The organism is Terriglobus albidus (assembly GCF_008000815.1).
GTDB classification, from domain to species: domain Bacteria; phylum Acidobacteriota; class Terriglobia; order Terriglobales; family Acidobacteriaceae; genus Terriglobus; species Terriglobus albidus_A.
On the sequence record NZ_CP042806.1, the window covers coordinates 4,132,508 to 4,154,314 of the forward strand.

13 protein-coding genes are annotated in these 21,807 nt (G+C 57.5%); 7 read left to right on the forward strand and 6 right to left on the reverse strand.

The features are described from left to right. Nucleotides 1–6 precede the first annotated feature (6 nt). Nucleotides 7–324, forward strand: a complete 318-nt coding sequence (locus FTW19_RS16395) for a kelch repeat-containing protein (RefSeq protein WP_222705466.1) — start codon at nt 7–9, stop codon at nt 322–324. A 33-nt stretch (nt 325–357) separates the two neighbouring features. Here FTW19_RS16395 and FTW19_RS16400 read toward each other — a convergent pair whose 3' ends face one another. The 3 genes from FTW19_RS16400 to FTW19_RS16410 all read right to left on the reverse strand — a co-directional run bounded on the left by FTW19_RS16400 (nt 358) and on the right by FTW19_RS16410 (nt 3,553). Then, on the reverse strand, nt 358–1,035 hold the full coding sequence (locus FTW19_RS16400; protein WP_147648630.1) for a class II aldolase/adducin family protein: 678 nt from the start codon (nt 1,033–1,035) through the stop codon (nt 358–360). Nucleotides 1,036–1,054: 19 nt separating this feature from the next. After that, the gene (locus FTW19_RS16405; protein ID WP_348641822.1) at nt 1,055–2,212 is read right to left on the reverse strand and encodes a radical SAM protein; all 1,158 of its coding nucleotides are present in this window, start codon (nt 2,210–2,212) and stop codon (nt 1,055–1,057) included. 117 nt (nt 2,213–2,329) lie between these two features. Further along, nucleotides 2,330–3,553, reverse strand: coding sequence for a hypothetical protein (locus tag FTW19_RS16410; RefSeq protein ID WP_147648631.1), 1,224 nt, complete (start codon nt 3,551–3,553; stop codon nt 2,330–2,332). A 280-nt stretch (nt 3,554–3,833) separates the two neighbouring features. Between FTW19_RS16410 and FTW19_RS16415 the strand changes: the two genes are divergently transcribed. Genes FTW19_RS16415 through FTW19_RS25840 form a run of 4 tightly spaced genes read left to right on the forward strand, consistent with a single transcriptional unit; the run spans nt 3,834 to nt 13,200 of the window. Next, the gene (locus FTW19_RS16415; RefSeq protein WP_147648632.1) at nt 3,834–7,187 is read left to right on the forward strand and encodes a carboxypeptidase regulatory-like domain-containing protein; all 3,354 of its coding nucleotides are present in this window, start codon (nt 3,834–3,836) and stop codon (nt 7,185–7,187) included. A 17-nt stretch (nt 7,188–7,204) separates the two neighbouring features. Next, nucleotides 7,205–8,431 carry an alginate lyase family protein gene (locus FTW19_RS16420; protein WP_246153347.1) on the forward strand — a complete coding sequence of 409 codons (1,227 nt, stop codon included), beginning with the start codon at nt 7,205–7,207 and terminating at the stop codon, nt 8,429–8,431. Between the two features lie 18 nt (nt 8,432–8,449). Continuing rightward, the gene (locus FTW19_RS16425; RefSeq protein ID WP_147648633.1) at nt 8,450–10,915 is read left to right on the forward strand and encodes a glycoside hydrolase family 2 TIM barrel-domain containing protein; all 2,466 of its coding nucleotides are present in this window, start codon (nt 8,450–8,452) and stop codon (nt 10,913–10,915) included. After that, on the forward strand, nt 10,915–13,200 hold the full coding sequence (locus FTW19_RS25840; RefSeq protein ID WP_187143009.1) for a glycoside hydrolase family 88 protein: 2,286 nt from the start codon (nt 10,915–10,917) through the stop codon (nt 13,198–13,200). Before FTW19_RS16425 ends, FTW19_RS25840 begins: the two co-directional genes overlap by 1 nt. Before the next feature lie 81 nt (nt 13,201–13,281). Here FTW19_RS25840 and FTW19_RS16435 read toward each other — a convergent pair whose 3' ends face one another. Genes FTW19_RS16435 through FTW19_RS16445 form a run of 3 tightly spaced genes read right to left on the reverse strand, consistent with a single transcriptional unit; the run spans nt 13,282 to nt 16,665 of the window. Further along, a complete protein-coding gene (locus FTW19_RS16435; RefSeq protein ID WP_147648634.1) occupies nt 13,282–14,607 on the reverse strand; it encodes a Gfo/Idh/MocA family protein in 1,326 nt (441 codons plus the stop codon). Between the two features lie 14 nt (nt 14,608–14,621). Then, entirely contained in the window at nt 14,622–15,455 is an 834-nt protein-coding gene (locus FTW19_RS16440; RefSeq protein WP_147648635.1) for a sugar phosphate isomerase/epimerase family protein, read from the reverse strand. Nucleotides 15,456–15,471: 16 nt separating this feature from the next. Next, nucleotides 15,472–16,665 (reverse strand): Gfo/Idh/MocA family protein, encoded by a 1,194-nt coding sequence (locus FTW19_RS16445; protein WP_147648636.1) that lies wholly within the window; start codon nt 16,663–16,665, stop codon nt 15,472–15,474. Nucleotides 16,666–16,973: 308 nt separating this feature from the next. On the opposite strand from FTW19_RS16445, the gene FTW19_RS16450 reads away from it, so the two are divergent. Together FTW19_RS16450 and FTW19_RS16455 are read left to right on the forward strand one after the other, a co-directional pair. Next, the gene (locus FTW19_RS16450; RefSeq protein WP_147648637.1) at nt 16,974–20,399 is read left to right on the forward strand and encodes a TonB-dependent receptor; all 3,426 of its coding nucleotides are present in this window, start codon (nt 16,974–16,976) and stop codon (nt 20,397–20,399) included. A gap of 103 nt (nt 20,400–20,502) precedes the next feature. Further along, complete coding sequence (locus FTW19_RS16455) at nt 20,503–21,798, forward strand: glycoside hydrolase family 18 protein (protein ID WP_187143010.1); 1,296 nt, start codon at nt 20,503–20,505, stop codon at nt 21,796–21,798. The last annotated feature ends 9 nt before the right edge of the window (nt 21,799–21,807 follow it).

Sequence of the window (21,807 nt, forward strand, 5' to 3'; positions counted from 1 at the left end):
ACGAAAGTGTCATTTCTGGAACCAATGGATGGAAGTGGGAACGCGCTGGCTGCCGTGGATGTGCTCAAGACTGACGGGACCACTGTAACTGCACCGCCGATGCTCAGCGCGCGATATGGTCATGGCGCAGTTCTATTGCAGGATGGCCGTGTTTTCGTGGCGGGAGGATACACCAAGGGCGGGGCCGTCTTGAACAACGCGGAGCTTTTCGATCCCGATACGAATACCTGGGCGTCCGTACCGTATCCAATGGTTGAACCGAGGGCGCAGTTTACGTTGTCCCTGTCGGTTGAAGCTGGAAACCACGCCCGGAGTCCCGATTGAATTGCCGGCAGCATCGCACGCCTAATAAAAGAGTTACTGTTGGTTCGCTTTGACGTTGTCTAAATACGCATTCCGTGCCCGACGTAACTGTCGAATCTGCGTCTCTACCAAAGGCTGGGCTGAACCCAGTTGATGGGCGATCAGCGCCACCTGAGCAAGGTGTTCCACTGTTTCCATTTTCATGAATGCGTCGAGAAGAGTTTTGCCTGAACTTACGGCACCATGGTTTGCCAGGAGGATCGCATCATGTTCTGGAATGTAGGGCCACAGGCTGGATGCGACTTCGTCTGTTCCTGTCGTCGCATACGGTGCGAGAGGAACGGTACCGACGGTCATAATCGCTTCTTGACACAAAACCTCCTCTAGCGCGCGGCCAGAGCACGCAAAGGCTGTTGCAATCGGAGGATGCGAATGGATTACTGCATCCACATCCTGGCGCTGCGCATAGATTGCAAGGTGCATCCCAATTTCGCTTGTAACCCTCCTTGTTCCAGAAAGTAGCCTTCCCTGAAGATCAACGATGACAACATCAGTTGTTCTCATAAGAGCTTTGCTCACACCAGTGGGGGTCGCGAGCAAGCGTTCATGGTCCAGACGAACGGAAAGGTTTCCCGAAGTACCGGGAGCAAATCCAAGACGTGAAATCCATTTACTGAATCTAACGAGTTCTCGCCGTAACTTCACTTCATTGCTACTTTCTTTGTGCTCCAATGTTTCTCCTTGGACCCAGCTAGCTTTGTAGAATATTGAACGGCGCAGGCGTGGGATTCGCTGCAGTTTTCCTGAAAAAGATACTCCGAAGGCTACGCCAGCGCTTGCCAAATCTGTCCGAGGCCATGAACAAATGGCCAGCTGTCAATCCTCCAGCCACCTTATAGTGACCTACAGCAGCCAGGCCCATCGAAGCGATGCATCCGCATTGAGAGCAGTCGGGATTTCCACCAAACTGGCAAGGAGTGATTTGCGTTTTGAGATCAGCGGAGATCGTCTCTGTTGTGCGCGCGAAAATGCATTCGGCGGGATTAGAGGGGGGTGTCGCAATCTCATCGATGACAATATTGTGCATGTCGAGCTTCGGGAAGAGCGTCCGAAGACGGCGCAATTCCTCTATGACAGCGATGCGTTGCGAAGGTGAGAGAATTTCTGGGTCGGTGGCTCCGTACTGCGGCGTGAAGAGGCTGAACCATATCTTCGCAATGGCTGGATTTTCGCTCCAATAGCGCAGAAACTCTTCCAGATAACCAGCACGGGAAGCAATCTGAGACGTAATCGTGGAATGGATCGTGACCTTCGCACCTTGAATGTTTTTGAGGATACGCTCATAGGTAGCTGGTTTACGGCGTTCATCGTGTTCCGGTTGTAAACCATCGATAGAAACTACCACGTTCAGCCTCTTGTATTTACGCCACTCCGTCGGGATGACACGAAAAGCGCTTGTAACAATCTGGGTATGAATACCACGAGCTTCGATCTGTGGGATTAAGGTTTCGAGTTCACGATAGCGAACCAATGGATCTCCGCCTACGAGGGACAGGTGCAGAGGTTTGCGTTCGTCAAGAATCGCGAGAATGCGGTTTACCAACTCATCCCCTTTGAAGTCGGAGAGTTGACGCAGCGAAGTTTCACTGCCGAGATGGGCCGCATCGAACGCATAACAACCCGGGCAACGCAGCGGGCACTCTTTGGTGATTTCGATGGATAAGGACGGTGCGCGTCCGGACAGGATTCTCGTCCAAGCATGCAGTATTTCGGACTTTTTCATCTTCTCTCCTGTTCTGTTCGATGCATTTCTTTGGTCAAGCCAAAACCAGAGAGGAACGGGGTCCGGGTTGCGGCTTTCTACCCAGCCGTTACCAGCTACACCGCTGCCGATAGGCTGACGCGGCACACAATTGTCCTGCCCAGCTCCTACGTAGCCAAAAGTATAGTCATTCAGACTCAATCAAATGAGGACTATACAAAATCGTAGCCATGCTACGGGATTGACAAACAAATGCGACGCCGACTACCAGGTGTAGAAGGCCTCAACCGACGGCGCTCCAGTCTTTCCGTCGATTACGCTGGTCTTCAATACGACCTCGATGTTCTTCCGCCCAAGGCCATCTCCGATCTGTTGCTTAAGCCATTCCAGATAATCGGGGTTGCTGACGAACTCCGTCGCAGCCTCTGTACCGTTTCGTCCCAGACCCGCTAGCACCACAACAATATTTCCTGTAGTTTGATTGCGGAAACGCGCGACCAGGGCATAGTCATCGGCACTCGAGTAGGAACGGGTACGGTCACGCTCCCAGTGCTTTGAGAGGTCCTGTTTGTCCAGAATGATTCCTTCCGGCTCCGTGCTGAAGTGATAGCGCAGATCGGAGAGCAGGCGGATGCTCCAGTCATTGTTGTATCCCCCCAGCAGAACCACCGGCCGGTCCCTCAACTCGGTCAACGGCAACGCAACCGACGACTGCACCTCGTACCGGACACCCTCACGCTGCAACAGACCGCCGAGCTGCCCAATCGACGTCGCAATCTGCATCGAGACGAACGGATACTGAATATCCTTGCCTGCGGTGGCGACTCCCGATGCTCTCTCGGGAGCGAAAACCACACCTCCGGGACAGAGCAAAGTGCTGCGCCCCTCGCTTGCCACCGGACGCCAGAACTGATCGACCACATCTACCCGATGCGGCCGGAATCGCCATACACTGACCGCTACTGTTGCAAGCAGCAACAGACTGACGCCCGCGATCCAGCTACGACGTCGTTGGCTGGAAGAAGACGATGCAGGTACCGCGTCCAGTCCCGGAAGCACCTCCACTGGAAGAGCCATAGCTAGCTCCTCCTTTAATACAGGAGTGCCGGCCGGCTCCTCTTCCGCAAGAAGGAACTCCGGCGTATACGAGCCTGTCGGCAGGACGATCTGCAAGCGTCCGTCCGAATGGTCACGGTAATAGAGCGAGAGCCGCTTACGAACTTCACCGGCTGTAAAGCGGACGATCGTATCCGCGTTGGTATCGTAATCCGCCGGACGTTGGAAGACCTCAATGCCAAGCGTCCGTTCTTTGAGGTCTCCCCGTCCGTTCAGAGAACTCTCCACCACATACCGCAGCAACGCCGGATACCGCTTGCTGTTGCAGAAGTGAGGGCTGGCGAGAATCGACTCCATCTCCCGCAGAACGGTCTCTCGATCCTGCGCGGTGACCGGCTGCCAAGCCGCCCAATCTGTCTTTGTGATGCTCATATTCCGGGGCAGAGTTCATCATACGGCAATCGCAGACGGCCCGTCCCGACGTTTGAAACAAGCTGCAACAATATATTCATCTCATTCCATATAAAGCACTTACCAACCAACCCCTGGATACAAACCGTGAGTCACTTGCAAGTCGTTCTCACGGAAAACGATGGTGGGCGCTGCTTTGCCCATACACCCTGACAAGAGGTGAGGAGGCGGGCTCCGCTGCGTGGCGGAGGGCTCTGGCACATGCACAGGTTCAAACGCCAGGCCGCTTTAGGAGGTATATATGAAGATGTTCGGCAGACTGCTGCTGCTTTTCCTGCTTGTCGCAGGGATCGCTCAGGCACAGCTCACCACGGCGACGATCGTCGGCAATATCCAGGACACATCCGGCGCGGTTATCCCCGGCGCCCAGGTCACAGCGACCAACCAGGAAACACAATTCACCCGTCAGGTCACATCCGGCTCCGACGGAGCCTACCGTCTGGACTTCCTTCCCGTCGGCACCTATTCCCTGAAAGTTGAGGCTGCCGGCTTCCAGAGCAAGCAGCAGCAAGGGATCGTGCTGACGCTGAATGCCGAGGTCCATTTCGATGCCAGCCTGAATATCGGCGAGGCGACTCAGACCGTCGACGTTTCGTCCAACGAGCTTCCTCTGGTTGAGACCTCGAACGCGACCCTGGGCCGCACGGTCACCAACCAGGAAGTCGACAACCTGCCGATCGTCAACCGGAACGTCTATGACCTGCTCACCCTCACCCCGGGTGTCCAGTCAAGCTCCAACGTCAATACCCTGGGGTACCCGCAGCAGGTGGTCTACATGAACGGCGGAACCGATAACTTCGTCGGCTCTGTCAGCTACTACCTTGATGGCGGACTGAACATGACCTTCATCCGCAATACCGGCAACGTGCTGCCCAACCCGGATGCTCTGCGCGAGTTCAACGTCCAGACCAACAACTACAACGCCCTGTACGGCCGTATGTCGTCGGGTCTGGTCAACGTTGTGACGAAGAGCGGTACCAACAAAATCCATGGATCGATCTTCGAGTTCCACCGCGAGACCAACTTCGCCGCTGCTCCAGCCTTCAGCGCTCCTGGTCCGAAGGCTCCGCTGCACCGCAACCAGTTCGGAGCAACGCTGGGTGGCCCTATCTGGAAGGACAAGACCTTCTTCTTCGGCTCCTACGCCGGCCTTCGCCAGATCACGTCGAGCACCTACAATAGCGCCCTTGTCCCCACTGCTGCGCAGCGTGCCGGTGACTTCAGCGCAAACCTGCCCACGAGTGGTACGCCATCCAGCTGCCCCAGCAACACCTCCAGCGTTGTCTTCGTCGTCTGCGATCCTGTCACGCGCACGCCTCGCGCGGGCAACAAGCTGGCATCCAGCCAACTTGATCCCACGGTGCAGCGGCTCCTCGCCCGCATTCCCCTTCCCAACGCGACCGGTATCGACACTGCCTCGGGCCGTACGACCTATCGCTGGCAGGGCATCATTCCGAGCACGTTGAATACGGACGAGTTCCTGATCAAGGTTGATCATCAGATCGGCACTCATCGCCTGCAGGGGATGTACTTCAACACCGCCGGCAATCAGCAGCAGAGTCCCGGCGGCAATATCGACTGGTCACGCCAGAACTTCGTCTATCGTCAGCAAAACGGCAACCTTTCCGATACCTGGACACCGTCGGCGAATGTCGTCAACCAGATCTGGCTGAACTACACGCGTATGATCGGCGGCCGTATCAATACACCGCAACTGTCGTTGGCTGACTTCGGCTCCAGCTTCGGCATCCAGGGCGCGTCCATGCTGCCACAGCTCACCGTTAGCGGATACTTCACCGCGGCCCAGGCCATCAGCGGCCCTGTCACCGGCACCAACTTCTACTCTCTGCGTGATGTCGTCAGCATCACCCGCGGCAAACACACCTTTTCCTTCGGTGCTGAGACCTCGCTCAACAAGGATCTGCAGTACACCTATCTGAACAACTACGGTGTCTTCGCTTTCCAGCGCGCCACCGCTCGTACCAACGCGGAGATCTCCGACTTCATCGCTGGTCTTCCGGCCACGATGAACCAGGACTCCCCTGTTCAGGCCGCCGATAATTCCTGGTTCAGCGGTATCTTCGCCCAGGACGACTATCGCCTCTTCCGCAACCTGACCATCAACCTGGGTCTTCGTTGGGATGTACAGACATCGCCGACCGACCCGAAGGATCGTCAGTCGACCTTCATCGCCGGACAGAAGTCGACGGTCTATCCCACGGCACCGACCGGCCTGCTGGTCGTCGGTGATAAGGGAGTCGATCGTGGCATCGTCGCGACGCGCTGGCACCACGTCTCGCCTCGCGTGGGTTTTGCCTGGGATCCCTTCGGTAACGGCCGCACGGCTGTTCGCGGAGCCTTCGGACTCTTCTTCGGCTCTGTCTCCGGCAACGAGTGGAACGGCGTCTCGAACTTCCAGCCCTTTGCTGTCCGCAATCGTTATAGCTTCATCAAGTCGATGACGGATATCTACGGCGATGCTCGCTCCTTCCCCAATGGCAATCCGTATCCCTATGTCTATGATCCGAAGAACCCGCGTCCGTTTATCTCCCCGGCACAGGTTCAGGGCATCGATCTGGATTACCAATGGCCGTATGTCTATCAGACCAACTTCTCCGTCCAGCAGCAGGTGACGAACTCGATCGCTGTGTCCGTCAGCTATGTCGGCTCGTTCAGCCATGACGTCCCCTTTGCTCCGGATATCAACTACCCGATCTACGCCACTGCCACCAGTCCGGTGAATGGCGTGACGACGAGTACGACCAGCAACTATGATTCACGACGTCCCATCCAGGGAGGTCTTGGCATCATCAATCTCATCCAGTCAAAGCAGCGGGCCAACTATCACGGCCTGCAGATCACGGGCGAGAAGCGCCTGAGCCATCAGTTCTCGGTCAAGGCGTTCTATACCTGGTCGAAGACACTGTCGAGCGCCTCAGTGAACAACAGCGGCGCTGTGATCGGCACCGCGCAGGACTTCAACCGTATGCAGGATGAATACGGCAGCAGCGATACCGATCTGCGTCACCAGGCGAATATCGCGGCTATCTGGAAGCCCGCTTTCTTCACCAGCTCACCACGTTATGTGCGTGAGGTCGTAAACGGGTGGACGATCTCCGGCATTGCACAACTCAACGCCGGCACACCGTTCAGCGTAACCACCGGAGTGGATAACAACTTCGATGGCTACACGTCCGACCGCGCCAATCTTTCCGGCAACGCCGCCGTTGGCATCACCAGCGGACGCTCTCGCGCCGACAAGATCAACGCGTACTTCAATCCCGCGGCCTTCTGCTCGTACACCGGCAGCACGGCTAGCTGCCCAGCGGGCGTCGGACCGGGTGGACTGGACGGTACAACCCGCCGCAACAATTACTTCGGCCCTGGAAACCGTGTCATCAATGCGGCGATCTTCCGCGACTTCGGTGTCTATGAAGCGGTGAAGTTCCAGCTTCGCGCTGAGGTCAATAACGTCTTCAACCTCGTCAATCTTAGTAATCCGACGACCTCGCTCAACTCCGGCAACTTCGGTAAGATCACCGGAGCCTACGGCGTGCCTCGTCAGATCCAGATTGGCGGACGAATCCTCTTCTAACCACAGGAGCAAATTACGTGCGAGACGCAATCATGGAAGTGTCCCGCCGTGCCTTCTGCACCGGCGCTACGGCGGCAGCTCTACTTGAGCTGCCGCCGGCCCGGCTTTGGGCACAGCATAACGCTGCCGGCTATGACCTGGTGGCCAGCACCGACCGTCAGCGCATCATGACGGCCGCCCGCAACTACCTTGCTCTGAAACCCGCCACAGTCACGTCCTTTCCTTCTGACAGAAGCCCTGGCGGGCCGCATGACTTCTTCTCAGAAGCCGACTACTTCTGGCCGAACCCGGCCGATCCCAATGGCCCGTACATCAACCGTGACGGCCAGAGCAATCCGAACAACTTCAACGGCCATCGCAAAGCGATGATCGCGCTCTCGCTCCAGGTGCCGGCGCTCACGGCCGCATGGCTGCTCACGCGCGATCGGCGCTACGCCGAACACGCCGCCAGCCATCTGCGCGCATGGTTCGTCACCCCCGATACGCGGATGAATACAAACCTCGAGTATTCGCAGGGTGTCCACGGTGTGACTACCGGCCGCAACTTCGGCATTATCGACACGCTGCACCTGGTTGAGGTCGCGCGGGCCGCGTCGCATATTGCCCCCGCCGTCATGAGCTCTGCGGATCAGCAAGCGCTGCGTGCGTGGTTCCGCGATTACCTGCACTGGCTGAAGACCAGTGAAAAAGGAATCGCCGAAAAGAAGACCCTGAACAACCACGCGGTCTGCTGGGCGCTGCAGGCCGCAGAGTTCGCTCGTCTGATCGACGATCAGCAGACCCGCCAGGAAGTCGCCGAACAATACAAGACAGTCTTCATGCCCGACCAACTCGGCAAGGATGGCAGCTTCCCGAAGGAACTGGCGCGGACCAAACCGTATAGCTACTCCATCTTCAACTTCGATGTGGCTGCGATGCTCTGCCAGTCACTGCGTGACAGCAGTGAAAACCTCTACGAGTTCAAGCTGGCTGACGGCCGGGGAATCTGCAAGGCAGGGGAGTTCCTCTATCCCTACCTCAAAGACAAGTCCTCCTGGCCGTACAAGAAAGACGTCGAGCACTTCGATTCCCTGCCCGTCCGCTCCCCGGGACTTCTCTTCACCGGCCTGGAATGCAATCAGCAGCAGTACATCGCTCTCTGGAAGACCATGAATCCTGACCCGTCTGATGCTGAGATCATCCGCAACTATCCCGTACGGCAACCGCTGCTCTGGTTTCCGTCGCAACAGCGTAAAAAAGCCTGACACGGCAAAAAAGAACGAATGACAATTACGCGACGCTCCTTTCTCGCAGGCGCTGCCTGCCTCGGAGTCATGAAGACTCCTCTGTTGGCCTCTGCACTGCAGGACACCCACTCGCAACCATCAACCGCTCAGCGTCTGACCGACGGCTGGGAGTTTTATCGCGGCCCGCTCGATCCGAAGTTTCAGGTATGGCATAGCGAAGAGCTGGTTACCTGGCAGAAGGTTGCGCTTCCCCACTGCTTCAATGCCTATGATGGTTGCGATCCTGATACCCCCGCCTATCGTGGGCAAGGCTGGTATCGTAGAAAACTCGCCATCGATAACCCTTATCCCCAGGGGCGGACGCTTCTGCATGTTGAAGGCGCCGGTCAAAGTTCCGCGGTCTATATAGGCACGGAGCGCGCCGGCGAACACGTCGGCGGCTATGACGAGTTCATGGTCGATATCACCGACGCCTGTGGGCGCCAGAAAGACAGCAAGGCAGTCCCGATCGCGATTCTTTGTGATAACGGACGCGATCTAGATCGCATGCCTTCTGACCTGAGCGACTTCACGCTCTATGGCGGTCTCTACCGCAATGTCTCTCTCGTATACGTGCCGGCGCTCTCACTCGAGGCTGTCCATACCGCAGTGGCATTCGAGCCCGGCAAAGCAGCGCAAGTCACGGTGACGGCCCGTTTGTATGCACCGCAGCCGGTCTCCGGCACGTTCGATATCAAGCTCGCTATCGTCGATCCGGCCGGTAAGACTGTTCATCAGCAGTCGCTGCAACGCACTTCCTGGAATGGCGAGGTTGAGCTGGCATCCTTCGAGCTACCATCTCCGCAAGTCTGGGCACCGGAGACACCTAACCTTTACCGCTGTGACGTCACCCTGCAGTCTCCTTCGGGAACTGCATCCGCCTCGCATCGCTTCGGAGTTCGTCATACACGCTTTGAAGAACATGGTCCTTTCTACCTGAATGGCGAGCGTCTGCTGCTGCGTGGAACGCAACGGCATGAAGACCACGCCGGCTACGCTGCGGCAACTCCGGAGTCAGTCCTACGTAAAGAGTTCGAGCTGATCAAGGGAATGGGAGCAAACTTCATCCGGCTGGCGCACTATCAACAGTCCCGGCTCGTTCTCGAGCTCTGTGACGAACTCGGCATCCTGGTCTGGGAAGAGGTCCCCTGGTGCCGCAGCGGCATCACCAGTCCTCTGTTCCGCCAGCGCGGTCTTGATCTGATGCGGATCATGATCGACCAGCATCGCAACCACCCCTCTGTGTTGCTCTGGGGATTGGGGAATGAAGATGACTGGCCGAGCGAACCCGGCGGAGAAGACCATGCTCAGATTCGCGCGTACATGACCGAGCTTCGTGACCTCGCGCACAAGCAGGATCCATCACGTCTTACCTCCTTCCGGCGCTGCGATTTCGCGAAAGATATTCCCGACGTCTACTCGCCGTCGATCTGGGCCGGATGGTACAGCGGCAGCTACGTCGAATATCGCGAGGCGCTGGAGAAGGCGCGTACTGCGACTCCCTTCTTCTTCCACGCCGAGTGGGGCGCAGACAGCCATGCAGGCCGCCATGCTGAAGATCCCGATCCCATGCTGGCGCACATCCTTACCGGCCGCGGCACCGCCGAGAAGGGCTTCGATTACAAGCTCACCGGCGGAGCTCCACGCATGTCGCGCGATGGCGAGTGGAGCGAAACCTACGCCTGCGATCTCTTCGACTGGTACCTGCAGACGCAGGAGTCTCTTCCCTGGCTCACAGGCACGGCACAGTGGGTCTTCAAGGATTTCACGACGCCTCTGCGCGTCGATAACCCGGTTCCTCGTGTCAACCAGAAGGGTGTCACCACCCGCGACCTCACGCCCAAGGAAGGCTATTACGTCTTCCAGTCGTACTGGACGAAAGAGCCGATGGTCCGCATCTATGGACATAATTGGCCGGTACGCTGGGGCAAGGCAGGACAGCAACGCATGGTACGCATCTACTCAAACTGTGCCGAGGTCGAGCTTTGGCTTAATGGCAAGTCAGTAGGCGTCAAAAAGCGTACAGCGGGAGATTTTCCCTGCAGCGGGCTAAGTTGGGACCTTTCCTTCCGCGAAGGTGAAAACGAGCTTCGCGCTGTCGGCAAGAGCGGCTCATCCCAAGCCAGCGACTCTGTCCGCTTCCAATATCAGACCGCAACATGGTCAAAGCCTGCGAAACTGACGCTGCGCACCGTACAAAGCGCGCCCGACCACGTGACCATCGAAGCCCGCATGCTGGACGCAACCGGAGTTCCCTGTCTCGACTCTCGTACCGTCGTTCGTTTTTCACTTGCCGGTAATGGTGCCCTGATTGATAACCTTGGAACGCCCAACGGATCGCGTGTCGTGCAGCTCTATAACGGCCGCGCAGAGATCAGTTTGCGGCGTACCGGTCCGGTCGTCGCCTCAGTTCATGCCGAAGGTATTGAATCCGCATTCCTCACATTGGAGAACACACATTGATGCATCTCAATAAAGCCGCTGCGGCCCTGCTTGCAGCGACACTCTGCACCTCGCTGGCTGCGCAGGAGAAGCCCATGACCGGCCCTGCGATCTCCGCCGCTGCGGGCGATACCATTCCTGATGCCGGATCTCTGGCAACGGATCTTTCCGGCGCGGTAACGCGGCCCGCGATTCTGAAGGCGATGCGCAAGGTTGCTGACTGGCAACTCTCCTACTCGGAGAACAAGTACAACCAGGACTGGACCTACGGTCCGCTCTACCTTGGCCTGCTCGCCACCACCGACATCACTGGTGATGCCAAATATCACGACCGCCTGGTAAAGCTTTTCGATCAGTTCCAGTGGAAGCTCTGGGCTAACCGCCAGTTCCATGCCGACGATGAAGTGATCGCACAATCGTACGAGTTGCTCTACCAGGAGCACGCTGATCCGAAGCGCATCGCCGATGCCCGCGCTACCTTCGATCGTCTGCTGCAGCGGCCTGCCGACCCGGCAAAGGATCTCTGGTGGTGGTGCGACGCTCTCTTCATGGCTCCGCCTGCCCTGGCTCGTATGTCTGCCATCACCGGAGACCATCGTTACATCGACAAGATGAACCAGGAGTGGAAGCTCACCGAAGAGCACCTCTACGATCGCGAGGAACGTCTCTTCTTCCGCGACGGCACCTTCCTGAACAAAAAGGAAGCCAACGGCAAGAAGCTCTTCTGGAGCCGTGGAAATGGCTGGGTGCTCGCCGGAACCGCCAACGTACTGAAGGCGCTGCCGAAGAATGATCCTTCCCGCGCGCAGTACGTGAAGCTCTTCCAGGAGATGGCGGAGCGTATCGCCGGTCTGCAGCAGCCCAGCGGCCTTTGGCGCACCGGTCTGCTGGACCAGACAGCCTATGAACAGGACGAGATCTCCGGCTCCGGCTTCTTCACCTATGCCATGACCTGGGGCATCAATGAAGGCATTCTTCCCCGCGCCAAGTACGCTCCTGTGGTCGAGCGCGCCTGGGCCGCGATGGTGAAGCATGTCTTCGAGAGCGGCCGCCTGGGCGCCATTCAGCCGATCGGTGCGGCTCCCGGACAATTCACTGCGACCTCCAGCTATGTCTACGGCGTAGGTGCCTTCCTTCTCGCCGGCTCCGAGCTGGTGCGGTATGCACCGGCAGCCAAAACACATGCTGTGCTCCAGATCAACAACCCCACCAGCGACGCTCGTCGTGATGAAGTGCTTGATCTCCCGCTCACGGAGGTCAAGCGTCATATTGCGATCGATCCGGCGAAGCTTGTCGCACGCGACCGTCTCACTGGCAAGCGCCTCCTCACCCAGGTCTATGCCTCTCTTCCTGGCGGCGCGCCAGATCGCTTTCTGATCCTCGAGGACGTTGCACCTGGAACCGCCACCAGCATCGACCTCTCTGTAGAAGAGGACGCTCCAGCAATGGCGTCCAGGGTCACAGCGCGTGACGTTCCCGAGCGCATGGACGACTTCGTGTGGGAGAACAACCTGGTCGCTCACCGCGTCTACGGCCCCGCGTTGCAGGCGACCGGTGAGATCACCTCTGGCATCGACGTCTGGTCCAAGCGCGTACCGAACTTTGTCAGCACCGCCTGGTATGCCCGCGATAAGGAAGCCCAGCGCACCCACAACCCCGCCCTCTCCTATCACCACGACAACGGCGACGGTCTCGACTCCTACGAGGTTGGCCCCGCACGCGGGTGCGGCGGCACTGGTATCTGGGTCGATGGCAAGCTGGCGAACTCGAAGAACTTCACGCATTCGAAGATTCTGGCCACGGGTCCCATCCGCGTCGACTTCATCCTTGAGTACGCCCCCTGGCAGGCGGGCACTAAGACCGTCAGCGAGAGCAAGCGGGTTACGCTCGACGCCGGCACGCGCCTGAACCATATGCGCTCGACCTTTACCTTCGACGGCGGAGGAACCATCACCGCAGCCGCAGGCCTGGGAACGCATAAGGACACCGAGATCAAGCAGCTTCCTGAAATCGCTGCACTCTCGGTGTGGGATACACCGCAGACCGCTTCGGCCGGACGCTTCGCTACCGGCATCATTCTTGCCGGCAAGCAGCCCTATCGCTACGAGAATGTGCCCATGCAGGGCAAAACACCCGGCGATGCTCTTCTGCTCTTTACGGCCCGTTCCGGCGTTGCTATCGACTACTACGCGGGCTCCGGCTGGTCACAGGACGATATGCCTGACTTCGCTACCTGGAACAGCTATCTCGCGGCACAGTCGAAGCGGCTGCAGGCTCCTGTGAAGGTGAGCTGGCTGGCACGCTAAGATTCCGCAACGTAAATAGAAACGGCCCGCGAGATACTCGCGGGCCATTTCTATTTACGTTGCTCGTAGAAGCCACACTGCTTAGATGCGCGGCTCCCATCCCTTCTCGTACTCGCGCTTGCGCATCTTCGTTGCTTCTGCGTCGTCGACGAAGGCGCCGGTCTTGGTGTCGAGCTTCAACTCGCGGTTGAGCTCCCACGCGATGTTCGACATCAGCAGGATCGCGACCGAGGTGCTGGCATCCCAGATCGGCGAATTCAGCTTGGCTCCGGTTCGGATACCGTCGATGAGGTTGGCAAAGTGGAGGTCCGTCATCGAGTCGCGTCCGACCAGGTCGGCACTCGATGTCTTCTTGTCCTTGGGAATCTTGTACTCGTTCACAAGCTTGCCCTTCAGGTCATGCACCTCATAACCATCGCGGTCCAGGATGACGGTCCCTTCCGTCCCGTGAATGGCCGAGCCACGATCGCGGTTATAGAGAGGCATCCCGTTTGTGCTCATGTTCTCCCAGGAGATCATCTTGTCGTCGTACTCGAAGCTGGTCACCAGGGTGTCGTAGAACTGCCAGTCGTCCTTGAAATGGTAGCGTCCACCGGATGCAGTGATACGCTCCGGCCATACGGTCTGCAGCGCCCAGCGGCAGACGTCCACTTCGTGCGTACCGTTATTCAGGGTTTCGCCGGTGCCATAGATACGCAGCCAGTGCCAGTTGTAAGGATGAACGTTGTCCATATACTGCTGGCGCGGAGCCGGTCCCTGCCACAGATCCCAGTCCAGGGTCGCCGGCACCGGGACCACCTTACCCGTCCCCATCGTCTTACGTGTATTGCAGTACCAGGCCTTGGCGTAATACGCGCGTCCGATGAGGCCATTGTGAATCTTGTCGATGATCTCGATCGAGTGCGGCGATGAACGCTGCTGGTTGCCCATCTGTACCTGCTTGCCCATCTTCTTCTGCGCGGCAACCAGGAGCTCGACCTCATGAGGATTGTGGCTACAGGGTTTTTCGACGTAGACGTGCTTGTCGGCCTGCATGCCCAGGATGGCTATCGGCGTATGCCAGTGGTCTGGCGTTGCGATGGTGATCGCGTCTACGTCTTTCGATTCCAGCAGCTTGCGGAAGTCTTTATCCGCCTTAGGAGCCGCTCCCATCGACTTCTCGGTCTCTCCGGCGAACTTCTGCAGGATCACCGAGTCCACGTCTGCCACGTGGGTAATGGCCGCGTTTGCCTTGTTGGTGGTCAGCGCCGACAGGTGGGCATAGGCGCGGCTGTTCAGACCGATCACACCAAAGTTCACCCGCTCGTTTGCACCGATCACGCGAGCATAGCTTTTTGCGGTGGAGCTCACCGCAACGCCCGCGGCGGCTGTTGTGACTAATTTTGAAAATTCACGACGTGTCAGCATAACTTTCTCCTGCGCTAGGCGCTATATCCCATCTCGTTCAAGGTCTTGCGCATAAACGCAAAGCTCTTCAGCACACCCGGGAGCGGATTGTCGCCGTTGATCTCGTACTCCAGATCCACATCACCCTGGTACTTCATTGCAATCAGGGTCTCGAAGATCTTGCGTACCGGCATGACGCCGTCACCGACATCGCACTGGCTCTCCTTCTTCTTGCCATCGGCTAGATCCTTCATATGAATGCAAAGGAGTCTCGAACCGACCTCACGCAAGGTTGCGGGGATATCGTCACCGGCACGCATGGCGTGACCCACGTCAACGCAGCAGCCGACACGCTTGTCCATCTTGCCGATCAGCTTCAGGATGTCGTGCGGCGATGGCCACTCCTTATCCTCAGGACCATGGTTGTGAATGGCGAGGCTGATGTCGTACTTCTTCACGAAGCTCTCCACACGTTCCAGAGCGGCATGGGACGGCGAACCGATAATGAGCTTGATACCGGCGGACTTTACATACTCGAACTTCTGCCGGATATCTTCATCCTCATCCTTCGGGAAGTAGATCGTGCCCGCGCCCGTAAGCTTGAGGCCTGCCGCACGATATGCCTCCGCCTGTTTGGCAGCGGCGCCCTCCGGCGTCATGGGAAGGTGAACGTCCTTCAGGTTCAGATACGGCGTCTTGATCTGCTTCATAAAGCCGATCAACTCTTCCGGCTTGAACTTACGGAAGGTATAGCTTGCAATTCCCAACTTCAGAGGGGCGGGGCCTGCTGCCATTGCCATTCCCGGAGCCATGAGACCCGCGGCCGCCAGACTGCCCATCTTCAAAACATCGCGACGTGTCGACTTCATTCTTATCCTTATCTCCTTAGGTCAGCTTGACCCACTTGGCCTGCATCTGCGCCTTGATCACTAGTTCAGCCGCCAATAGCGCCTGTTCCTGGTCTTGCGCGATATGCGTACGATTGACGATGTCTTCCACAAACTGGGGACCGAACGGCAGCGATACCTGGTTGCAATCGATATAGCGCTGCTGCTGCCCGTCCACCAGAAACAGGTTGTTACCGGCCTTGCTTACACCTACGTTGGTGTATTTACGCACCTCAATGTAGCCCTTCGTTCCCAGAATGAACAAACGGCCATCACCCCAGGTGCCAAGGCCATCGGGCGTGAACCAGTCCAGGCGGACATAGCCAAAACCCTTATTGCCGCGAAGCACCATGTCTCCGAAGTCCTGAAACTTCGGGTGCTCCGGATGCGCGATGTTGGAGATCTGCGACTCCACAATCTCCGCGCTGGTGCTGCCGGTGTAATACAGGAACTGGTCGACCTGGTGCGAGCCAATATCGCACAGAATGCCGCCGTACTGCTCCGGAACCCAGAACCAGTCAGGACGCGGATCGGCCCCACCGGCGGCGCCGCCACCACCCTGCACGATCTGATGCGGGGCGATATTGATCGTCTGGATCACCTGGCCGATGGCGCCCTGCCGCACCAGCTCTCCAGCCTTGATCGCGCCCTTCACCTCCAGCAGCTCGCTGTACATGATGGCGTAGATCCGCTTGGTTTCCTTGACGGTCTTGCGAACGGCAGCAAGCTGCTCCAGGGTCGTAATGCCGGGCTTATCGGAGAGGAAGTCTTTGCCGGCCTTCATCGCGCGAACGCCCAGGGGAGCACGCTCGCTCGCAATGGCGGAACTCAGCACCAATTGGATGGAAGGTTCGTGCAGGATTGCATCTTCCGACTCCATCTGCTTTGCATCCGGATACTGCTTCTTGAAGCGCGCAACCTTATTGGGCTCAGAGCCATAGAACGCTACCAGCTTGCCACCGCCGCGGATGATGGCGTTCGTCATGCCATAGATGTGGTCGTGGCTCATGCCACAGACGGCGAAATTGATGGAGTGCTTGGGCGCGTCGTTTTCCCAGGCAGCCGAAGCCGCTACCTCGTGCAGCACCGGCCCGGCTCCAACGGGCTGTGCCAGTCCCATCTCCGCGAGGCCGCCCATCATACCCATGGCGCCGGCGGTGCGAAAGAAATCCCTGCGATTGAATCCGTTCATCGGAAAAACATCTCCATTGTTGCGTTCAGTATTGGTTTTGGAAGAAGAAACCGGGTCGGCGGAATTGTAGCAAGTCGCAACAATCTCTGGCCCGCATAAAGCGACCTCCATACTGTCGGCTCTCACAGACAAAGACGCGCGAGCCTATGTCTTGGTTGAATTGATTTTTATATAAATCAATAATCGGAAAATATTTGTTATTTCCCGTTTCTGATTCGTCATAATAAAAAATCTGCTTGCAAAGTGTGCCGCACAGATGTTTCTATTCTCCCCGCAAAAAAAACCAACCCAATCGGGAGAACTTGCAGATGAACCTGTACCTCTTTCGGCCAGTTGATATATCAAGAAAATCCCTTCCCTTCCGCGGTAAACCAAACTCCTTATGGATCACCCTGCTTTTGGCGGCGATGGTGCTCTTCTCCGGGACAAAGGTGACTGCACAGGACACAACAGCCACCATTCTGGGCTCCGTCTCTGATCCTTCCGGAGCCGCCGTTGGAAATGCAGATGTCACCGTAACCAACACGCAGACCAACATCGCCGTTGATACGAAAACAACGGAATCCGGCGCCTACACCGTTCCGAACCTTATCCCAGGTACCTACAGCATCAGCATCAAGGTGCAAGGCTTTCAAACCATCAGCATCCAGAACGTCACAGTCGCAGCGGGTGATCGCCGGCGCGCTGACGCGGCGCTGGTTGTCGGCGCCGTCAATGAAACCGTGGAGATCACTACTGCCGCACCGATCCTGCAGACAGACGCTTCCTCCGTCGGCGGCAACGTAACGGAACGCGCTGTACAGGATCTGCCTCTGAACGGCCGCAACTTCATCAACCTTGTACAAGTCATGCCAGGAGCGACCGAGGGCGCGCCAAATAGCATCAACAGTGGCAATCGCCCGGATGACCGCCGCCCTTCGTCCTCCATCTCCATCAACGGTCAGTCTGAGGTGCTGAATGACCAGCTGGTTGACGGCCTCGACAACAACGAACGTGTCATCGGCACGATCGGCGTACGTCCGTCGATCGACTCCATCCAGGAAGTACGCATTCTGACCAACAGCTTTTCGTCTGACGGTGGTCGAGCCGGCGGCGGCCTGATCAACGTCATCACCAAGAGCGGCACGAATAACTTTCACGGCTCGCTGTATGAGTTCTTCCGCAATGACAAGCTGAACGCCTATGCCTATCAGTTCGGCGCTCAGGCGGCAAAGCCTCGGCTGCGGCAGAATCAGTTCGGTGGCAGCCTTGGTGGACCGATCTTCAAAGACAAAGCCTTCTTTCACGGCGATGCCGAATTCTTCCGTCTGATCAAGGGAGGACTGCCGAGCAACCTGACGGTTCCTTCCGCCTACGAACTCGCACACCCTGGAGATTTCTCCGATGCCATCCCTGCCACGGGATGCGCCACCATTGCAGCATCGGTCGTCGATCCTACGCAGTCACACACCACCGGCTGCGTCTACGATCCGAACCCCACTCATACTGCGGATTACCTGCGTAAACCGATAGCAGGCAATATTATCCCGAGCAGCTATATCGATCCGGTTGGACTTGCGTACTTCAAGCTCTACCCCGCTCCCAATACCGGTAAAAACGGATACGTCGGAACGCGAAACCAGCAACAGTACTCCACGGTGTACGACGTTCGCGTGGACTATCACTTCGACACCAACAACCAGATCTTCGCTAAGTACATCGTCAACGACATCTTCACGTTCTCACCCGGAGCTCTTCCCATCTCAAGCGTGAATGGATTCGCCATCGATCCACAGACCGGCAATGGATTCGGATCAGCTCCGCAGATCGCGCGCAACACCGCTGTGATCTACACGCATACCTTCACGTCGAACATGCTGATGAATATCGGTGCGGCGTGGACCCATATCAACAACGCATCGTACCCGCTGAACTACGGTGGCAATCCAAACACCAAGCTAGGCCAACCGAATGTCAACGTCAGCCAACTCACCTCAGGTCTTGCGGTCGCGTTGCCTACGGGCCTGACAGGACTTGGAGGAGGCAGCAACTTTGTACCGCTACAGAACAAAGACAACAGCTATCAGCTCAATGGAAATATCTTCTATAACCGTGGCAATCACAGCTTCCGCATTGGCGCCGCGGGCATCCGCCGTATCGCGCTGAACCTGCAGGACAACCAGGGCGAAGGCAGTTGGACCTTCCGCATGGGTGCTCCCGGCCTGCTGATGGGCATCTTCTCGGCAGCAACACGCAATAACAACCTGTATCCGCCTACCTATCTGACATGGGAGCCCAGCGTATACGTCCAAGATGACTGGCACGTACGCCAGAACCTTACGCTCAACCTGGGCGTGCGCTATGACGTCTACACACCATTTACCGAGAAGCGGAACCACATCTCCAATTTCGATGAGGCGACGGGAACCATTGTGCAAGCCGGTGTGAATGGTGTCAGCAATACGGCAAACGTCAAAACCGATTATTCAAACTTCGCACCGCGCGTAGGCTTTGCGTTGACAGCGACTCCAAGCCTGGTTCTCCGCGGCGGCTTCGGTTTCGCATTCTTCCCAAGCAATTACATGTCTCCAGTAAACCTGAAGAATCCCCCGAATATCTCGATCTACGGCAACTGCTCCTCTCTCCAGGCCGCGAATGGAACGAGCGGTTGCAATCAGTCCTTCACGCGGTTCAGCCAGGGCATGCCTCTACCCAACCAGAACCCGAGCACATTGCCGAAAGACCTTGTCGGTTCCATTCCGGCGACGGTCGACTACAACTTCCGTTCCGGCTATCTGGAGCAGTTCAATCTCACCGCTCAAAAAGACTTCAAGGGCAACACCCTGACAGTCTCTTATGTTGGGCAGTTAGGGCGCCACCTTTCTACCGGATTCGACATTAACCGTGCCCCATTGGGTAATGCTTCCGGCTCACAAACGCAACGTCACTATTATGCAAAGGCAAACGGAGACCCGTGGCTACCTGGAGTTACCACCATCACTCGCACCTATTCGTCGGGCGCTTCGTCGTATCACTCGCTGCAGGCTGTCTTTGAGCGCCGCTTCCACAATGGTCTCGGATTCAACGTCAACACGACCTGGGCGCATCTGCTCGACAACGCTCCAAATATCAACGGACAGAGCGGAAACGGCGTAGGCCAGGTATTGGCAACGCAGAAGTTCGATGATTATGGCAATGGCGACCTCGATGTGCGCAACCGCATTGTCGTTACTGGTAACTATGCACTGCCCTTCGGCAAAGGAGCGCACGGGCTTCGTGGTGCACTTCTCGGCGGATGGCGCACGAATGTTCTCTATCTCTGGTCAACCGGACAGACCTTCACCGTTCTTAATTCCACCAATGTCAGCGGCACCAGCCCTGGCGGTTCGGCTGATCGGCCGAATGTCAGTGGAGATCCATTCCAGAACATCACCCCAATCTTCTCGGGAGCCATGCAGTTCTTCCGTGCATCCGCATTCGTCGCTCAGCCGGCGGGCACTCTCGGTGTCGAACGCCGTAACCCCTATCACGGGCCGCACTTCCGGCACTGGGATATGTCGCTGTTCAAGGAGTTCACGGTCTATCGTGAAACCCACCTACAGTTCCGCGCAGAGGCATTCAACATCGCCAACCAGGCCAACTTCAGCAACCCCGTAAGTGGCCTTGGTTCCACAACGACCCTGGGAGCTCTGACTTCCACACTTCCCTCGTATCAGCCGCGTCTAGTCCAGTTCGCGGTCAAGTACGAGTTCTAAAATACAAACACCACACCATGCGGCCTGCGTCTCATCCACGCAGGCCGTTCTTTTTAATCTCGCGATGTTGCCGAAACTACGCCGCCGCGCGTCAGATGGAAGAGTGCGTACTCCGGGTCCAATTGTCGCGGCCATCTTGCTCTTCGGGGCGTTGCTTTCATGCGCTCAGGCCGCGTCCTCACATCGGCGCAAAGCTACACCGCAGAGGCCTATCGTTGTCGGCTATTTTCCGCAGTGGCAGCTTTATGCCGATGACCCCTATTCCGTAAAAGCCATTGATCAGAGCGGCGGCGCCGGGCTACTGGATCAGATCAATTACGCGCAGGGCTTCGTTAAAGATGGTCACTGCTCGGTCGCAGATCCCAATGCTGATCTAAATACCATCTACACCGCAGCAAACAGCGTCAACGGCATCGCTGACGATTCCACATCGCGTTTCCATGGCTACTTCCATCAAATAGAGGAGTTGAAGCAGAAGTATCCGCACCTGAAGCTGCTCATCTCCCTCGAAGGCCGCGCCGCTGACTTCGCCGCGGATGCTCAACCTGCTGTCCGTAAACAATTTGTGCGCTCCTGTATCGATACCTTCATCCGCGGCCATTTCGCGGAAGGCATTAACGTGCCGGGTCTCTTTGATGGCTTCGATGTCGATTGGGAATCACCTCACCAGGAAGACGCGGAGAATTTCCGTGACCTGCTGCGCGAGTTCCGGGAACAGATGAATGCAGTGCGGCCGGGGTTGAGGCTTTCTATCGCGGTCGGGCCGTCGCCACGCATGCTCGGCGGAGTCGACTTCCGATCCATCATTCCCTATCTCGACCAGGTGGGCGTCATGAACTATGACTATGCCGGTCCCTGGATGCAGCGCTCCGGCTTTATTGCACCGCTCTTCCGCGATCCGGCACATCCGGGCGGAAGCATCGACCGCGGCATGAACGACTACATCGCCGCCGGTGTCCCGGCGCATATGCTGCTGATGGGCATGCCCTTCTATGGATACGGCTGGAAGGTTCCGGAGGGCGACAATCACGGTCTCTTTCAGGCTGGACCAGGCATCCGCAGTGAAGACTATCCTTATCACCGCATCCGGAGCATGAAGGGCAAATACGTCCTCTACCGTGATCGTCTCTCGCACGCTCCCTGGCTGTACGACGGGGATACATTTTTCACCTTTGAAGACGCCTCCTCGCTCAGCTACAAGGCAGCATACGCCGCAAAACACAGCCTTGGAGGCGTGATGATCTGGGAGTTGAGCGGCGATACCTCCGATGGGGAGCTGTTGCATACCGTCCATCGCTCCCTGAACCGCCCGCCGGCCTGGTACACCTTTCCGCCAGATGCCTCTCCCACAGGCGGTCCACAACAGACAGTGCGAACTCGGTCAGCCGAAGCACCCTAAGCTTTGCTA

Bases quoted from the DNA above. Each gene is read 5' to 3' on its own strand.
- FTW19_RS16410 (WP_147648631.1), bottom strand. From the start codon at position 3,553: ATGAGCATCACAAAGACAGATTGGGCGGCTTGGCAGCCGGTCACCGCG.
- FTW19_RS16415 (WP_147648632.1), top strand. From the start codon at position 3,834: ATGAAGATGTTCGGCAGACTGCTGCTGCTTTTCCTGCTTGTCGCAGGG.
- FTW19_RS16425 (WP_147648633.1), top strand. From the start codon at position 8,450: ATGACAATTACGCGACGCTCCTTTCTCGCAGGCGCTGCCTGCCTCGGA.
- FTW19_RS25840 (WP_187143009.1), top strand. From the start codon at position 10,915: ATGCATCTCAATAAAGCCGCTGCGGCCCTGCTTGCAGCGACACTCTGC.
- FTW19_RS16435 (WP_147648634.1), bottom strand. From the start codon at position 14,607: ATGCTGACACGTCGTGAATTTTCAAAATTAGTCACAACAGCCGCCGCG.
- FTW19_RS16440 (WP_147648635.1), bottom strand. From the start codon at position 15,455: ATGAAGTCGACACGTCGCGATGTTTTGAAGATGGGCAGTCTGGCGGCC.
- FTW19_RS16445 (WP_147648636.1), bottom strand. From the start codon at position 16,665: ATGAACGGATTCAATCGCAGGGATTTCTTTCGCACCGCCGGCGCCATG.
- FTW19_RS16450 (WP_147648637.1), top strand. From the start codon at position 16,974: ATGAACCTGTACCTCTTTCGGCCAGTTGATATATCAAGAAAATCCCTT.